Source organism: Methanomicrobium sp. (assembly GCF_055145805.1).
On the sequence record NZ_JBSREC010000095.1, the window covers coordinates 1 to 17,991 of the forward strand.

General features: G+C 38.5%; 13 protein-coding genes and 1 tRNA gene. 9 read left to right on the forward strand and 5 right to left on the reverse strand.

Features of this window, described 5'->3' with window-relative positions; translation table 11 throughout:
• Positions 1–104 precede the first annotated feature (104 nt).
• The 7 genes from ACTB1O_RS08725 to ACTB1O_RS08755 all read left to right on the forward strand — a co-directional run bounded on the left by ACTB1O_RS08725 (position 105) and on the right by ACTB1O_RS08755 (position 6,969).
• The gene (locus ACTB1O_RS08725) at positions 105–626 is read left to right on the forward strand and encodes a biotin transporter BioY (protein WP_462994748.1); all 522 of its coding nucleotides are present in this window, start codon (positions 105–107) and stop codon (positions 624–626) included.
• A complete protein-coding gene (locus ACTB1O_RS08730) occupies positions 619–1,296 on the forward strand; it encodes an ATP-binding cassette domain-containing protein (RefSeq protein ID WP_462994749.1) in 678 nt (225 codons plus the stop codon). Before ACTB1O_RS08725 ends, ACTB1O_RS08730 begins: the two co-directional genes overlap by 8 nt.
• On the forward strand, positions 1,289–1,987 hold the full coding sequence (locus ACTB1O_RS08735; RefSeq protein ID WP_462994750.1) for an ATP-binding cassette domain-containing protein: 699 nt from the start codon (positions 1,289–1,291) through the stop codon (positions 1,985–1,987). Before ACTB1O_RS08730 ends, ACTB1O_RS08735 begins: the two co-directional genes overlap by 8 nt.
• Positions 1,969–2,610, forward strand: a complete 642-nt coding sequence (locus tag ACTB1O_RS08740) for a hypothetical protein (protein WP_462994751.1) — start codon at positions 1,969–1,971, stop codon at positions 2,608–2,610. Before ACTB1O_RS08735 ends, ACTB1O_RS08740 begins: the two co-directional genes overlap by 19 nt.
• 75 nt (positions 2,611–2,685) lie before the next feature.
• Complete coding sequence (locus ACTB1O_RS08745) at positions 2,686–4,422, forward strand: pyruvate/oxaloacetate carboxyltransferase (RefSeq protein WP_462994752.1); 1,737 nt, start codon at positions 2,686–2,688, stop codon at positions 4,420–4,422.
• On the forward strand, positions 4,419–5,900 hold the full coding sequence (locus ACTB1O_RS08750) for an acetyl-CoA carboxylase biotin carboxylase subunit (protein ID WP_462994753.1): 1,482 nt from the start codon (positions 4,419–4,421) through the stop codon (positions 5,898–5,900). The genes ACTB1O_RS08745 and ACTB1O_RS08750 overlap by 4 nt, the downstream gene beginning before the upstream one ends.
• Positions 5,901–5,961: 61 nt before the next feature.
• Complete coding sequence (locus tag ACTB1O_RS08755) at positions 5,962–6,969, forward strand: TIGR00341 family protein (protein WP_462994754.1); 1,008 nt, start codon at positions 5,962–5,964, stop codon at positions 6,967–6,969.
• A 2-nt stretch (positions 6,970–6,971) separates the two neighbouring features.
• Here the strand turns inward: ACTB1O_RS08755 and ACTB1O_RS08760 are convergent, their stop codons facing one another.
• A complete protein-coding gene (locus ACTB1O_RS08760) occupies positions 6,972–8,153 on the reverse strand; it encodes an aminotransferase-like domain-containing protein (RefSeq protein ID WP_462994755.1) in 1,182 nt (393 codons plus the stop codon).
• Positions 8,154–8,552: 399 nt separating this feature from the next.
• Between ACTB1O_RS08760 and putP the strand changes: the two genes are divergently transcribed.
• A complete protein-coding gene (gene putP / locus ACTB1O_RS08765; protein ID WP_462994756.1) occupies positions 8,553–10,046 on the forward strand; it encodes a sodium/proline symporter PutP in 1,494 nt (497 codons plus the stop codon).
• A gap of 148 nt (positions 10,047–10,194) precedes the next feature.
• Positions 10,195–10,309 (forward strand) — tRNA-Met (locus ACTB1O_RS08770).
• Positions 10,310–10,391: 82 nt separating this feature from the next.
• On the opposite strand, the gene ACTB1O_RS08775 is transcribed toward ACTB1O_RS08770, so the two are convergent.
• From ACTB1O_RS08775 to ACTB1O_RS08790, 4 genes are all read right to left on the reverse strand, one after another.
• Positions 10,392–11,624, reverse strand: a complete 1,233-nt coding sequence (locus ACTB1O_RS08775) for a cation diffusion facilitator family transporter (RefSeq protein ID WP_462994757.1) — start codon at positions 11,622–11,624, stop codon at positions 10,392–10,394.
• Positions 11,625–11,847: 223 nt separating this feature from the next.
• Positions 11,848–13,065, reverse strand: a complete 1,218-nt coding sequence (locus ACTB1O_RS08780) for a U32 family peptidase (protein WP_462994758.1) — start codon at positions 13,063–13,065, stop codon at positions 11,848–11,850.
• Between the two features lie 203 nt (positions 13,066–13,268).
• A complete protein-coding gene (locus ACTB1O_RS08785) occupies positions 13,269–14,891 on the reverse strand; it encodes a PAS domain S-box protein (protein ID WP_462994759.1) in 1,623 nt (540 codons plus the stop codon).
• On the reverse strand, positions 14,878–17,883 hold the full coding sequence (locus ACTB1O_RS08790) for a chemotaxis protein CheB (RefSeq protein ID WP_462994760.1): 3,006 nt from the start codon (positions 17,881–17,883) through the stop codon (positions 14,878–14,880). Before ACTB1O_RS08790 ends, ACTB1O_RS08785 begins: the two co-directional genes overlap by 14 nt.
• Positions 17,884–17,991 lie beyond the last annotated feature (108 nt).

Sequence of the window (17,991 nt, forward strand, 5' to 3'; positions counted from 1 at the left end):
CGGAGACTGCATCCCTATAAATCTATAATCTGTTTTTAGAATTTTTTTAATTACAGACAAAAAATATTTCTTGTCAACCACAAAATAAAATAAGGTTGACATAGATGTACGGCAATGATAAAAGAACACAAATAATATCACAGACAGCTTTTTTTATCGCACTCATAGCCATTGGTAGTTTTATTGTCATACCTATGGTACCTGTACCTATAACACTTCAGACTCTTTTTGTCCTGCTATGCGGATGCATTATGAAAAGATATGCGGTAATTCCCACAGTACTTTATGTTTTTTTAGGAACTCTGGGACTTCCTGTTTTTCATCAGTTTACATCAGGTCCGGGTATTCTGTTAGGTCCTACAGGAGGATATCTGATAGGATTTATAGTAGCAGCAGCTATCGTTGGAATATTCTATGAAAATAAAAACAAAATAATCAGATTATCGGGACTTATATTTGGAACCGTGGCAATAATACTCTGCGGTGTTTTATGGATCTCTTTCTCTACCGGAATTACACTTACTGATGCTGCACTGATAGGAGCTCTGCCCTTCATTATTGGAAGTGTAATAAAAATTGCACTTGCATATACAATTGCTGAAAGGATAGAAGATAAAAATGATTGATCTGTTTCATATCCGTCATGGAATTCTTATTATAGACAGACTCTCCCTGCCAGAGGGTCATACCTGTATAATAGGAGAGAATGGTAGTGGCAAGAGCACACTTCTCAGACTTTTATCAGGGACAGAACTGCCTGAAAAAGGAGGGATAATATCAGATGAAAATGAAATCAGGAATATTAATACAGGTTATGTTCCGGAGTTTCCGGACAGGAATATAATTTTTGAGGATGTATTTGACGAAATAGCATCTCCGCTTAGATTCTCATGGACAAAACCTGAAATAACCAATAATAAAACTGTTCAGACAGCAGAAATGATAGATATATCACATCTTCTAAAAAGAAAAACAAGAAATCTTTCAGGAGGAGAAAAAGCCTTTGTTTCACTCGCAGTTGCCCTCGTATCTCTACCTGAAATACTTGTTCTTGATGAACCGGACTCTCATATGGATTCTGAAACATCCAATAAATTTCAGACATATTTAAAGAACTCCAAAATTAGCCATATAATCCACTGTACACAGGATATGGATATCGCAGAAAAAGCTGATTTTTTAATATTCATGGAAAAAGGCGAGATTAAATATTCAGGAACGCCGGATTTTGTCTTTGGAAATCTGTTAAATACACCATTTTTACCTTTATCAAGGAGGATTGCAGAACTTGTCTAAGATAATTCTTAGAGCTTTAACCTTAAAAAGAGACCAATTTGAACTTTTTTCCGAAGGTGTCTTTGAAGAGGGAGTTCACATAATTACAGGAAAAATTGGAAGCGGCAAAACAACGCTCTCTTTAGCACTTGCAGGACTTATTAAGTCAGAAAAGGGAGCTATAGAGTATCAAAATCTTGAAAAAATTCTGCTTTCAATGCAGTTTCCGGAATATCACCTGACAAAAATAACAGTCGAATCAGAGATCAGATCCTGGAACCTGAATCCGACAGACATCCTTGAGGCCACAGATTTACAAGGAAAAGAAAATTATGACCCCGTAAGACTTTCAAGAGGAGAACTAAAAAGGCTTCATCTTGCCTGTATTCTGTCCAAAAAATCAGATCTTCTTATTCTGGACGAGCCCTTCAGCACGCTTGATCCCGTCTGGAAAGAGAAAATCTGCAAAAATCCTAATATTAGAAAAAAAATCACCATTATTTTTACTCACGAAAAGTCCGTTCTTCCCAAAGCAGATTTTATCTGGGAAATACAAGATGGAAAACTAAAATTTCTTGGTCAGGTTCCAGACTGTATTAAAGAATGGGGAGACGCACCGGAATATATTAAAATTGCTTTAAAAAAAGGGGTGATTCCAAAAAACATCAGATTTGAAGATACTATGGAGGCATTATGCAGGATGCAAGACTAAAAGTAATTACAACACTCCTTCTCTCAACATCTGCATTTTCAGGTATTTTTAGTGCAGGACTTGTTTTTTTTTGGTGGCTTTTCTTTTCAAAAAGAAAAAAATCGCTTCCTTCTGCTAAATTATTTATAGGATTTTTCATCCTGACTGCTGCAGTTTCATTATTAATGGAAGCAAGAGGACTCCCCGGTTCTTCTTATTTCATACGGATGACTGTAATCATTCTCATAGCAGGATGGGCATATATGGAAATATCCTCTGCTGATATGCTTAATGTGATGACATGGACACTTGGAAATAAAACAGGATTTGAACTTGGACTGATCGCAGGTTTATCACTTAACCGGATTAAACAGATATCAGATGATTATTCAATGGCAAAAATGGCTTTTATTATAAAAAATCCTGAATTCAAATGGAAAGAATTTATTCCCATTATAGGAAACATCCTTATCTGGTCACTAAAAGAATCCTCCGAACAGGGAAAAATTCTGGCATTGAGGGGATATACAAGAGGTGGCAGTATGCTCCCCTCATTTAGCAAATCCAAAAAGGATATTATACCTGCATTTCTTTCAATTGTGATATTTACATTCTCCTTTTTTTACTTAGTGACATATTTATAGTTCGGAAGAGATAGTCTATAGAGACTGAATAACCTTAATTATACCAATATTTAGACCGCCTTTTGGAGGTAATTTATGAGTGTGACCAATCCTGTGAAAATAACAGATACTACCCTAAGGGATGCACACCAGTCCTTAATCGCAACTCGGATGAGGACTGAGGACATGATCCCTACAGCCCGCGAAATTGACAAAATTGGTTTTTTTTCCGTTGAAGCATGGGGTGGGGCAACATTTGACAGCTGTATAAGATACTTAAATGATGATCCCTGGCAAAGGCTTACTGATCTAAAAGCTGTTTTAAAAAATACACCCATACAGATGCTTTTACGCGGTCAGAATCTTGTGGGCTACAAACATTATCCTGATGATGTAGTCCAAAAATTTATAGAAGCTGCAGGAAGAAATGGTGTGGATATATTCCGTGTTTTTGACGCATTAAACGACATCAGAAACATGCAGAAATCAATGGAAGTTGTAAAGGATATAGGAGCGCACCTCCAGGGAACAATCTGTTATACAACAAGTCCTGTTCATTCCACAAAAAAATTCATTGAATTTGCAGAGGAGCTATACTCAAAGGGAAGTGATTCAATATGCATAAAAGATATGGCCGGACTGATTATGCCTCTTGCTACAGGAGAATTAATTTCCGGGATAAAGGATACAATTGATATTCCTGTAAATCTCCATTCACACTCTACAAGTGGGATTTCACCTATGAGTTATCAGGCTGCAATAGAAGCAGGTGTTGATATACTTGATACTGCAATGTCACCTTTTGCAATGGGTACCTCACAGCCGCCAACAGAAAGTGTTGTTGCCAGCCTTAAAGGGACAAAACGAGATACAGGAATTGATCTTATAGCCCTTAGAGAAGTTAAAAATCAGTGCCTCCTGATAAGAGAAAAATATACAGGACTTATTGATCCAATCTCAGAAAGAATTGACAGTGATGTTCTCATATATCAGCTTCCGGGCGGGATGATCTCAAATCTTGTTTCCCAGTTAAAAGAACAGAATGCTCTTGACAAACTGGAAGCAGTACACAATGAAATTCCCCACGTCAGAGAAGACCTGGGATATCCTCCTCTTGTAACTCCGACAAGTCAGATAGTAGGGACACAGGCTGTATTAAACGTAATTATGGATGGCGAAAGATATTCAAATGTTACGCAGGAAGTTAAGGATTATGTAAGAGGTCTTTACGGAAAACCACCAGGTATAATCTCAGAAGAAATTATAAAAAAAATAATCGGAGATCAGACTCCTTATCTGGGCCGTCCGGGAGATCTTCTTGAACCTTTATATGAAAAAATGTCTGAAGAGGCAAGGGAAAAGGGACTTGTCAAAAAAGACGAGGATATCTTAACCTATATACTCTATCCTGCAATAGCGCCTTCATTTTTAAAAGGAGAAAGAAAACCCGAGTCAATACCAAAACTCACATCAAAATATACTGCTCCTTCATCCGAAATACCAAGCTGTATGGAAGTGGAAGTTGATGGAGAAATATTTGCCGTCAGAATTTTGTCAGTAGAGGGAAGTGAGATTGAATCTGCAAGTTCTGTTGGTGCAAAGAGAATTCCACGTGACATTAAAGGCGGAGTCAAGAGCAATATGCAGGGCATGGTCTTAAAAGTCGAAACAAATATAGGTGCACATGTAAAACCCGGTGATACTCTGGTTGTCCTTGAGGCAATGAAGATGGAAAACCCGATCAAATCCACAAAAGAAGGAAAAGTCACACAAATTTTTGTGGATGCCGGCGATACTGTGCAAAACGGGGACGTTTTGCTGGTGATTGAATGAAATATTTCAATAAAATACTTATCGCAAACAGAGGCGAAATTGCGATCAGAATTATGCGGGCATGCAGAGAACTCGGAATTGAGACTGTTGCAATATACTCAGAACCGGATAAAAATTCTCTCCATGTAAAATATGCAGATGAAGCCTATCTTGTAGGCGAGGCCCATCCTTCTAAAAGTTATCTCAACAAAGAAAAAATAATAAAAACCGCCTGGCAGTCAGGAGCGGAGGCAATTCACCCGGGATATGGATTTCTTGCAGAAAATGCAGAGTTTGCAAAACTCTGCGAAGAAGAGGACATCACATTTATCGGGCCTTCATGGAAGTCAATTGATTTGATGGGTTCCAAACTGGGCTCAAAGCATATGATGGAAAAAGCGGGAGTTCCTGTTTTGCCATATACCCCTGACGGAGTCACCTCAATTGATGAGGCCAAAAAAATTGCAGAAAGAATAGGATATCCTGTAATTGTAAAAGCAAACGCAGGCGGGGGGGGAATCGGAATGCAGATTGTAGAAAATGAAGCAGGTCTGGAAGAAGCAATTGAAAAAGGAATGAGAATTGCTCAGTCTGCATTTGGAGATCCTACTGTATTTATTGAGAAATATCTGGTTAAACCGCGCCACATTGAATTTCAGGTTCTTTGTGATAAACAGGGCAACAGTGTTCATCTTTATGACAGGGAATGTTCAATTCAAAGGAGACACCAGAAACTTGTTGAAGAAGCCCCCTGCCCGATAATGACTGATGAATTAAGGGAAAAAATGGTGGAATCAGCACTCAAAGTCGCAGAAGAGTCAGGATATTACAATGCCGGCACTGTTGAATTTCTCTACTCAGATAACAAATATTATTTCATGGAGATGAACACCCGTCTTCAGGTGGAGCACACTGTAACCGAGATGATTACCGGAATTGATCTCGTCCGTCAGCAGATAAGAATAGCCGCAGGTGAAGATCTCTCTTTATCTCAGGATGACATATCCATCCACGGACATGCAATAGAATGCAGAATTAATGCAGAGGATCCTCTTAATAATTTTATGGCAGACCCGGGTAAGATAGTCAGATACAGATCACCTGGTGGGCCGGGAATAAGAGTTGATTCCGGAATTCACATGGGATACTCAATCCCTCCTATGTATGATTCAATGATTTCAAAACTTACTTCATGGGGTGTTGACAGGCAGGAGTCAATTGAAAGGACGAGAAGGGCAATATACGAATACGTAATTATTGGTGTAAAAACAACATTGCCACTTCATCATGCAATTATGAATAATAAAGAATTCATTGCCGGAAACACACATACCCACTTTCTCACTGAAGAACATATTAAAAAGAACCTTGCAAGGTTTTTACGTGAGGATGAGGCCAGAATGCAGACGCTTGCAGCATCACTAAGACATGGAAAACAGGCCGCGGCAATTACTGCAGCAGTTAACGTATATATCAAATCACAAAACCCGGATTCATAATAATCTGAATATTACTATTTTTCAAAATTTATTTTTTAAAATTGACAGTTATAAATTACTGTTGTGCGAATTACTAAACATGAAAAAAATTCTCATCCATGCCAGACATGAGGATTATGAAAAATTAAAACCTCTTATGGAAGATTATCAGCACATAGATGTTAATGAAAAAGACTATGTACAGATAACTCTTTTTGTTCCGGATGCCGGTGTAAACAATGCAATAGAGATTTTGAGACAGCCACTCGATCTGAGATATAAAGAAACACTGCTGGAAGTTTCATCTTCTGATTTTGTTATATCCTCATCATTATCACGGGCTGAAAAAAATGAAAAATCTCCTGAAAAAACTCCGGTTGAAAAACTTCTTGAAAGTGCCAGGGATTATGTGAAAATTGACTACTGGAGTATATCTCTGACTGCAATTGCAGGACTTATTGCACTTATAGGACTCTTCCTGAATAATGTCGCAATAATTATCGGTGCGATGCTACTGTCTCCAATTCTGGGCCCTATTCATTCATTTACAATTTATGCAGCACTTGGAAAAACAGATGAAGCAATAAGAAGCATAAAAGTCCTGATAATCCTTCTGGGATCAGTATTTCTTGTATCTGTCATAGCAACATACATAATTACCCTATTTATCTGGATTATGCCTTCTTCGATGATGGCAATAGAAATTACTCAGGAGATAATATCCAGAACTGATTCGAGTCCGATATACATTATTATGGCAATACTTCTTGGTCTGGCATCCATTATAGCATTGACAAGAGGTGCTGCGGAGTTCATCGCCGGAGTTGCCGTTGCAGCTGCACTTCTCCCGCCGATAGTTGTTGCAGGGATTACTCTTGTCATGTTACCTGAAAATGCAACAGGTTCAGTACTGCTTGTATTGGACAATGTTATCGGCCTTATTGCGGGTGCCCTTATAGCAACCCTTATTCTTGGAATTGCACCAAGAAAAACAGGTGATACAAAAATAGCAAAAAAATTTATTCAAAGGACTTCCATCCTTATTGTATTTTTAATAGTTTTTTTAAGCGTTATGTCATATATATTTTAGATTTAATTTTTCCATTCATCAAATATTTTTGCAAGAACCTCTATACCGGTTCTTATTACATCCTCATTCGCATTGGAGAAGTTTATCCTTGCAGTATTATCTCCTCCTCCGTCAACATAAAACGGGGTTCCGGGAAGAACTGCGACATTCTTTTCCATCGCTTTTTCAAACAATTTTTGAGAGGAGTAACCTTCAGGCAATGTAATCCATACGAACATTCCCCCTTCAGGATTTGTATGTAATATTTCTTCAGGAAACATCTCGTCCATTAAATCAGTCATAAGACGACATCTGGATTTGTATACTTTCTGAATTTTGGAGATATGTTCATCGATATCATTTGTCAGGAGATATTCTGAAATTATTCTCTGGCTGAGGTAATTTGAATGAAGATCAGATGCCTGTTTTGCAATCGATATTTTATCTATTATCTCTTCAGGTGCACAGATCCAGCCAAGCCTCATGCCCGGTGCTACAATCTTTGAAAATGAACCTGTTAATATTCCCAGTTCAGGGAGGTATTTTTTAACAGGCATCAGGGTTTCGCCTGAAAAATTTAATTCCCCATATGCATCATCTTCAACTAAAACTGTGTCGGAATCATATAGAATCTCTGCAACTTCTTTTCTTTTTTCATTGGAATACGTTATCCCGGAAGGATTTTGTGAATTTGGTATAGCGTAAAAAAGTTTTGGTATTTCTTCAGAGATTACGCTTTTTAGCTCTTCTGTATCCGGTCCGTCATCATACAGTTCTATAGGAAAAAATTCAGGTTCAAATATTGAAAAAGCCTGGATTGCGCCCAGATATCCCGGACGTTCAATTGCAACCGCATCGTTTTTGTCAATAAAAACCTTGCCCACAAGATCAAGACACTGCTGTGAACCATTTGTTATCAGTATCTCTTCCGGGCTTACATTGATATTATAACGCTTTTTATAACGGTCAGCTATAAACTGCCGGAGAGGAAAATATCCTTCTGTATTGGAGTACTGAAGGACATTTCTGCCGTCATTTTTAATTACCGTTTCTGCTGCCCTGAGAATTCCCTCTGTATCTATCAAATCAGGATTTGGAAGTCCTCCTGCAAACGAAATAACTTCAGGATTCTGTGTCACTTTCAAAATTTCCCTGATGAATGACTTTGGCGTTTTTTGTATTCTTCTGGAGAAACTATACTTCATTATACCTGTTATATCTGTTTTTTAATGAATAAGAACTTCTCAAAAAAATTTTTTGATTTATGACATCCCAACCTTTAGATAATCTACTGATAATAAACCAGTCAAATATAGATTGAAAAATGTAACTGTCACTATTAAATATTAAAAGTTAATGTTTTTTTTTCAAAATCTCAAGTACTTATGATATATATATGAAATATGTAAATATTCTAGATAAAGATACCATAATGCCATTTTTAAAAAAAATTGTTCATTATGTAATAATTCAGGCACAATCTGATTGAGATTAATTTGTATATTTATCCATATTTTTACTAGATATACGAATTCTGGGGGGCATTCGGGTCCGCTTTGAATATTAACGGCATAGAGTATCTTTTGTATGGAGTTTTATTTTTTATGATTGGTAACGAAATTGAAATATTAGCGGCTTTTGTGATTTATCTGGCCGTTATGGTCGCAATAGGTTTTTTATATTACAAAAAGACACACAGTGTCAGTGATTACATTCTCGGAGGAAGGGGGCTAAACCGTTATGTAACAGCACTGAGCGCGGAAGCTTCCGATATGAGCGGGTGGCTTCTTATCGGACTTCCGGGTCTTGCATATTTATCCGGAATGTCTGCGATATGGGTTGCTCTCGGACTTATTATCGGAACATTCCTAAACTGGAAATTCATTGCAAAAAGACTCAGAATATATACCAAAAATGCAAATGATTCGCTTACCCTGCCTGATTTTTTCAAAAACAGATTTGATGACAAATCTGACATTATAGGCGGAATATCTGCGATATTTATTCTGATATTCTTCCTGATATATACCTCTGCACAATTTGTTGCAAGCGGCAAACTTTTCAATACAGTCTTTGGAGTGGACTATACAACAGCACTCATTATAGGTTCCCTAATTGTTGTGCTATACACTTTTACTGGTGGATTTAAAGCTGTCTGTCTTACAGATTTCATACAGGGATCTTTAATGTTCTTTGCCCTTCTGATTGTTCCTATTGCAGCACTTGCCATGATTGGCGGTCCCGGAAATGCTATTGCAGGTATTGAGCAGATTAATCCTGCTCTGTTAAATCCGTTCCTTGACCCGGAGGGAAATCCGCTGACAATCATTGCTGTTGTTTCAATGCTTGCATGGGGTCTGGGTTACTTTGGGCAGCCACATATTCTTGTCAGGTTTATGGCGATAAGAAAACCTGAAGAGATTAAGGAAGCAAGAGCAGTTGCGATGATATGGGTTATTATCTCACTTCTTGCAGCGGTTGCAATAGGTATTATCGGCAGGGTTTTTTTATCGCAGCCATTAACAGGCGCTGATTCAGAGACTGTCTTTATGGTTATGACCGGAGAGGTGTTCTTCTCATTTCTGGCCGGCATAATTTTCTGTGGAATTCTTGCAGCAATTATGAGTACTGCTTCATCTCAGCTGCTCGTAAGTGCATCTGCGGTCTCACAGGACTTATATAAGACATACTTAAAATGTGACGCATCTGACAATCAGCTAATCTGGATAAGCCGTTTTTCAGTTCTTCTTGTCGCATTAATGGCAATTGCTCTGGCCCTCGATCCCAACAGCTTTGTATTTAATATTGTATCTTACGCATGGGCAGGATTTGGAGCAGCATTCGGACCGATTATAATTATGGCTCTTTTCTGGAAGAGAGCAAATCTCCAGGGCGCACTTGCCGGAATAATTGTTGGAGGACTGACAGTTCTTATCTGGAAACAGTTTGCATTCTTTGGCATTTATGAGATAGTCCCTGGATTTTTCTTATCTCTTGCGGCAATTTATTTTGTCAGCAAATATACTGCACCACCGGATGAATCAATAGTCAGAATTTTTGAGGAGACTGAAAAAGAGCTACTGGACTCCAAAAACTAATTCCTTTTTTTGTATCAGTGATACATTTAGAACAGATAATTAATTTGAATTTAGAATTAATGCAAAACAACATCATAAGTTTTAATAAAGAATCCGTCGTTTTAATTATGCACTTTGTGTGCACCAAACCGGCTAAAACATAATTAGTGCTGTCGTGGCCTAGTCGGTTAGGGCGCCAGACTCATAGGGTTTTTGAGCACATTTCGGGGCGCTTTGATATCTGAGATATCTGGAGGTCGCGGGTTCGGATCCCGTCGACAGCATAAAAAAAATGTCACAATTAATGTGGCAATAACTTTTTTTAAAAAAATGTTAATTCAGAATTAATCTTCAATTATTTAATCCCTAATCTACAGTCTTATTTTTTTCAAGTTCATTCTCAATTTTTTTAATCAATTCATTAATACTATCAGCATCTGTAATCCTTACCATAATTCCGGCAGATTCAAAGACATATTCTACCGACTTTCCTGAAATATTTTGTCTGGAAAAAATTATATCAGGTTTATATTTCAACAAAAACTCTGCTGAACGCATTCCCTTTTGTTTTTCTATTCCTTTGAATGGATTAGACAATATCTCCTTTCGCAGGAGTTTTGCATCTTTTAAGCTAAAATCCAGAATTGCAAAATAAGGAGATTCCCCAAAATGAAGACCTACTTTGCCCTCAGGATTTTCAAGAGGAACAGCATATCTTATGTTTATCTTTTCTTCAGGTTCATAATGAATAATAATCCTCTCAACATTTGGAACAAGCTCATGAATATTTGATTCAATCCTGTCACTTGCGAGATGAGCTTTTGAAAGATCTGTTTTATTCATGTTTACAGTTGCTTCAACAAAAATGAACCTTCCGGAATTTCGGGCAATGAGCTCTTTGATGCTAATTACAACAGGATCTGAAATAATGGCAGATTGTATGAGGTCTCTTGTTTTATAGTCAATTGATGCATCAAGCAAAGTTTTCATACTGTCTTTTAATATTTCCCAGCCGGAATAAGCTATAATAAATGCAACTATTATGGCAGCAATACTGTCTACCGGAATTCCAAAGTACTGGGCAAATAATGAAAAAAATACCACCAGTGTTGAGAGAACATCTACATTATGCTGTTTTCCATCTGCTATTAATCCGGGGGAATTGTACTTAATTCCCATTCTGACTTCATATCTGCCTAAAAGATATGGAACAGATACAAGTGCTGCAACTGCAAAAATAACCCAGACATTAAAATTCAGAGCTGTTTTGTCTTCGAATACAGCCGTATTCAGAATCTCCCAGGCTGTTAAAAAGATCAGCAGGGCAATAATTATTGAAACAAAATTCTCTATTTTATAAAGGCCATAAGGGAAATTTCTGCTTTTCAGTCCCGAAAGCCATATTCCAACGATAAGTGCCAGAGATACAAAAATATCTATAAATGAATTGATTGCATCTGCCTCCAGTGCAAGACTGCCGGATACTCCGGCAAGATAAAATTTGACAATTACGAGAAATGTATTGACAATAAGCGAGTACCATGCAACCTTCCGAATTATTGAATCCTCAATTTTCCTGTCCGGAATCTGATTGTTCATATTATTTTCCTGCATAGTCACCCCAATTTATTATCAGACATCTCCTGTTTATCTCCCGGATTTTTGATTTCAGGTTTAATAGAATCCAGCAGGATATCCTGATATTAAAAGATATTATTAAGAGGTATTATTAAGAGTATGTTATCATTTTCTTCTTGTTCGGTTTAAAAAAATTATTGTTTATGAGAAATCCTTATAGGATGTGAAACAGGTTCAACTTTTTTTATCTCTCTGAATCAGTCAACCTGAATATCTTATCTTTGGGCCTGACAGGAAATGGTATTCTTATTCCGCATCTTTCACCCTTTTTGGCAGAATCCACAGATATGTGATTGATTTGTATTTCAGTTATAAGACTTTTTTGCGCAGGAGTGGTTTTTCCGTAGATCAGTATTTTATCCCCTATTTTTAAACTACCGGCACGAATTAAAAATTCCGCAACCTGAATCTTATTATAATATTTTATAACTTCCCCGCAATATTCCTTCGATTCTCTTGCCCCAAGTCCCCTGCTAATCCAGTCTTTTTCAAGACCAAGATAAAAACCCTGTGAAAATCCCCGGTTATATGTTTTGGATAGTTCTTCTTTGAGTTCACCAATAAGTTGCGGAGTGTATTCCCCGGACTCTATTGCATCAAATGCCTTTCTATAACAGGAGACTGTGGTTTTGACATACTCCGGAGGTCTTATCCTTCCTTCAATTTTAAAAGAACTTATACCGGCTTCAATCAGTTGGGAGAGTATCTCAATTGAACACAAATCCTTTGGGCTGAGAACATAATCATGGCCCAGAATATATTCATTTTCCTCCTCTTCAACATCTGTTATTTTATACAGCCTCCGGCAGGGTTGCAAACACTGACCCCTGTTTGCAGATTTGCCAAATGTATCAGCAGACAAAAAACACCTGCCCGAAATACTTACACACATAGCACCATGAATAAAAGTTTCAATCTCACAGTCAAGTCCGTCAGATTCTGCTTTTCTGCTTATATCATGGATATCTTCCAAAGAGCATTCTCTTGCCAGAATTATCCTTTCAGCTCCCAAATCCGAATAAAATTTAAATGCCTGATAATTGGACACACTTGCCTGAGTAGAGATATGAATTGGAATTGCTGCTTTTTTTGCGAGATTTAAAACTGCCATATCCCAGCAGATTATTGCATCCACCCCTGCAATTTTGGCAGCAAGGATGACTTTTTTTAATTTTTCCAGTTCGCTATTATAAAAAATAGTATTAAGTGTCAGGTATCCACTTGTTTTGTTTTCATGAAGATAACGCATAACAACGGGGAGCTCACTTATCTCAAAATTGCCTGCATTATCCCGCATATTCATATTTTTAATGCCAAAATAAACAGCATCTGCACCATTTTCAACAGCGGTTTTTAACCGTGACCAGTCGCCGGCAGGTGCCAGAAGTTCAATTTTTTTCATTCTGTGTTACTATTTTGATTTTTGTCGGATTAAAACTATTTTTTATTGACGCTTAAAATAATATTGAACTATTTAATAAGAGTCAGTTATCAGGTCTTTTTTCATTCTCTATGGTTCATCTGAATTTAGATTTGTAAATATTGTCCACAGGATATCCTAAACCAGTTTTTTACAATAGAAAAATCAGATTCGCGGGAAAATTATTATAAATCATTCTCTTCATTAAACCGATAAGCCCCATTTGGCACAGTCATCTCAAACCTTGCACCCTTTCCGGGTTCTCCGTTTTCAATGATTTTTATTCCGGTGATGGCAAGAATCTCACGTGAAAGAAACAGCCCAAGGCCGGTATGCTTCCCTACACCCTTTTCAAAGAGATGCTCCCTGTGTTCTGCTGAAATCCCGACACCATCATCTGAAAACACAAGAGACAATTCTTCCCCCCTCTCATCACAGGTTACTGTGATCGTTGTGAAAGGGACTGCATAACGAAATGCATTGTCAAAAAGGTTGTAAAAAACCTTTTGCAACAGAGGATCTGCAAAAATCTCAACATTTCCACATGCTATATTCAGAGTCACCTCATCCTGACTGAATGTCGAGCCGGCCTTTATCACAACCTCACTGACATTCTGCCAGACTGCTGCATTCACACCAATCTCCTGGTACTCTGAGGTAAATTCTATCTGGTGTTGAATTGTTTCCGCTGCATCATCCATTTTTTTAAGGTAATCCTTCATGGCCTGGTCAGGTGCTTCTTCGCTGGCCAGTTCAATATATCCAAGCAGTACAGTCACACCGTTCAGAATATCGTGCCGTGTTATACTGGAAAGCAGATTCAGTTTATTATTTGCCTGCTGAAGAGCTTCTTCAGCCCTTTTCCGTTCAGTAATATCGGAAAATATAGTAGTAAACTGGTGCGGAGCATTCCTGTAAACTCTCACTTCAAAGAATTTCCCAATCTCATGGGAATACTCTTCAAAATAATCAGGCTCACCATTAAGGACTACATTTTCATAGCGTTTGATCCATAAAGGTTCAATCCCCGACAGCACCTCAAGTACAGTCCTCCCTATCACCTTATCACGGGAGAGACCTGTTAGCTCCTCAAATGCAGGATTTATGTCAAGGAACCGGTAATCATAGGCCTTGCCCATCTCATCGAAGAGCATCTCATGAACAGCAAACCCGTTTAACATAGAAGAGAAGAGGCTGCGATACCGCTCCTCACTCCTCCGCAATGTATCTTCTATATTTTTTCTTTCCGTGATATCCGAGACTGTCATTTTTATTTGTCCTTTCTCTCTCTCGCTGCCCATTCCTTCCACATGTGCAAAGAACCTTTGCTGCCCGTCTCTGAAGAGTTCCACTTCGCATATCTGCTTACCGCTGCTCTCAAGTACATTACGGCAGAATGAATTGAATTCAGGTAAATTTTCGGGAATCAAAAAGGACTGAAAACGACGACCGATAAGATTTTGGCGTTCATATTTAAGAAACCGGCATCCGGTCAGATTAACCCAGATTATAGTCCCTTTATTATCTATAGTGAAATAACTAACAGGGGCAAAATCATAGAGGTCGACATACTTCTCATGCAATATTTCTTCTTCTAATCGGGCACGTTTAAGCTCTTCATTCTGCATCTCAAGTTCAATCTGATGCACCTGGAGTTCATTAAGCAGAGCCTTTTCATCAGTAAAATCTCGTTCACGCTGATTGCGAGCGGTTTTTTTCTTTAGGATTTCCTCAGCTTTTCTGCGCAGAAGCGCGGAATCTTCCAGGGAATTTTTGCCCTCTTTATCAGGACGATTAATCCGGCTCATTGTTACCCCTCCTGTTTAGGTCGGTCACATCCTCAATTGCAAGCAGTATCAATTTCCGGGACTGACCCTCATAAGTTAAAATCTGCCTTGCATTGAGGCTCATCACACGTTCACCAATTTTAGGGAACTTGTGCCTTACAATATAATTATCAAAGGAATTTCTATCAGGGAGGATATTTTCAAGCAATTCCCTGAGGTCAGGAATATCCCACTGACCATTGCCTATTAAAAATAGATTCTTTCCTTCGGTTTCTTCTTTGAGAACATGGAAACTCTGGTAGAACGAGTGATTTGCAGTGATTATCTTCATTGTATCATCAAGTACAAGCAGAGGTTCTCTGATCGTTGATAAAATCCCATCTGCAAAATTACGTGCTTCGATAAGATCAAGTTCTTTCTGCTTGATTGCAGTGATATCAATGAATGTTATTACCAGACCGTCAATTAAATTTTCAAACGTCCGATAAGGCATGATTCGAACCCTGAACCAAAGGTCATTACGGGTAGTAATCTCTTTCTCTGAAAATACAAGCGATTCCAGCACCTCCTTTGCATCCTTCACAAAATCAGGATATATAAGATCAGAGGCAATATCGGTTATCGGCCGGCCCTCATCTCCCGGAATTAACTGGATAATCTTTGGTGCAGGTGCAGTAAACCGCCTTATATTCATTTTTTCATCCAAAAAGACTGTTGCAATATCAGTGCTGTTGAGCAGGTTCTTCATATCATTATTAGTCCGGGTAAATTCTTCTACCCTGCACTGTAATTCTGAATTGACAGTCTGCAGTTCCTCATTCATGGACTGCATCTCTTCTCTGGAGGTGGTCAGTTCCTCGTTCATAGACTGCAGCTCTTCATTTGTGGACTGCAACTCTTCATTGGCAGATTTTAATTCTTCCTGAGAAGTCTGCATCTCTTCACGGACAGTCTGTAGTTCCTCGTAACTCCGCTGAAGATCATTTTCAAGTTCAATAACACGGGTTTCCCCTGTTGAGGACTCAGAACAGGATTTATCTGATTTTATTTCAGGAGGGGATAAAACATCTTTAAATACAATAAGTACCATTCCTGCAAGAGCCACGGGATCTTTAATGAACTGCACAATGCAGTCTATGTAATACTCCTCCTCATTACTCCTGATTTTAATATTATGAATAGAGACCAACATCTGCTCCCTGACAGCTTTTTTGAATGCACTGGACAATTCATAGCGCAATCCGTCACGGGCCATGGAAAAAATATTCCAGTTGGCTTTTCCGGCCGGTGGTTCAATATATTTTCCTGTACGTCCGTTCAGATAAAGGATATCCCCTTTATCTGTCGTAAGGATTGCGGGCGGTGAATATTGTTGCAGGATAATCGTATCCGTCAGTGCCTGAATATTAACTGTCTGATTGATTACAGGTTCATCCTTTTTTGCATAGGAGAGACGGGGAGACAACACAATAGGAAATTCTATTTTTTCAGGCAGCATATAAGTATCTTTCCTCTTATAGAGCTTTAATTTATTTTCAAAAGAACCAAAAAGAGTGGATAAGCCTCCTGTTGTTTCGGCACTTCCGAGAACCAGCAAACCTCCGGGATTAAGCGAATAGAAAAAAAGGGAAATAAGTTTTTTTTGCACTTCAGGTTGTAGATATATGAGAAGGTTTCTGCAGCTCAGAATGTCCAGCTTTGTGAACGGCGGATCCATAATGATATTTTGTGATGCAAAAATTACCATTTCTCTGATCTCTTTTTTTACCCGGTATCCATCCCTCTCCTCAATAAAGAAACGACTGAGACGCTCAGGAGTGACATCATTAACAATATTGGGAGGAAATAATCCCTGTCTGGCTTTTTCGATTGCATCATTATCCAGATCGGTAGCAAAAATCTGAAGCTTAAACTTACTATTAAGTTTTAGATTATCTACGGCCTCCTTAAATACCATAGCAAGAGTGTACGCCTCCTCACCGGTTGAACATCCGGCTACCCAGGCCCGGAATGTCGTCCCTTCATGTTTCTCTCTTGCCAGCACAGGAATCACATTATTCTCTATATATTCCCATACAGACGGATCCCTGAAAAAACCGGTTACTCCAATCAATAGTTCATGAAACAGAAGATCCAGTTCGCCCGGATTTTCCTGGAGAAAACGCACATAGTTATTTATTTTGTCAATCTGGTGAATCGCCATGCGTCGTTCAATGCGACGGTAAACCGAGGTCTTTTTGTAAAAGGAGAAATCATTACCATTTCTTTCACGGAGCAGAACAAAGATTTTAGAAAGCGAACTCATCGATTTTTCTTCTATTTTGTACTCCTGATTGTATATGGCAGGGACATGCCGGAGATATGAAATTATCTTTTCAGGCAGTTGCCTGGGAGGTGCGACGATATCAGCAAGTCCTGCGTCAATCGCACTACTCGGCATTCCATCAAATTTGGCTGAGGCAGGCTCCTGTACAAAAGCTATTCCTGCTTTTTCCTTAATAGCCCTGAGACCAATTGTTCCATCAGTGCCCATACCGGACAGGATTACCCCGATACTGCCACCCTGTCGATCCTCTGCAAGAGAACGGAAAAAATAATCTACAGGAAGACGTAATCCGCGGGGTGCTAGCGGATCAAGCAGATAAAGCACTCCGTGAAGTATTGACATGTCCTTGTTAGGCGGGATTACATAGACATGGTCAGGAAGAACCTTCATATTGTCTTTCACCTGAAGGACTTCCATTTTAGTTATACGCTGAAGAAGTTCAGGCATCATTCCCTTATGAGTGGGGTCCAGATGCTGCACAATCACAAATGCCATACCCGAATCTGGGGGTACATTTTCGAGGAATTGTTCCAGAGCCTCCAGACCTCCTGCTGATGCACCAATACCAACAATTGGCAGGTTTTCATTCCCCTCCCGGACTTCAGGAGCCTCCACCTTATTATGATTCTTTTTTGATAATTGTGAACTTACGGGAGCTGTTTTTTTTGATTCAGGTTTGTTTACCATTCTTGCCGCCTTGATCTATGAGATATTCATTTTTTGATAAGATTTATCCTTTCTGTTAAAATTGCATAGGCCATATAAAAAATTATGCTTATTAATTATCATCTTTTT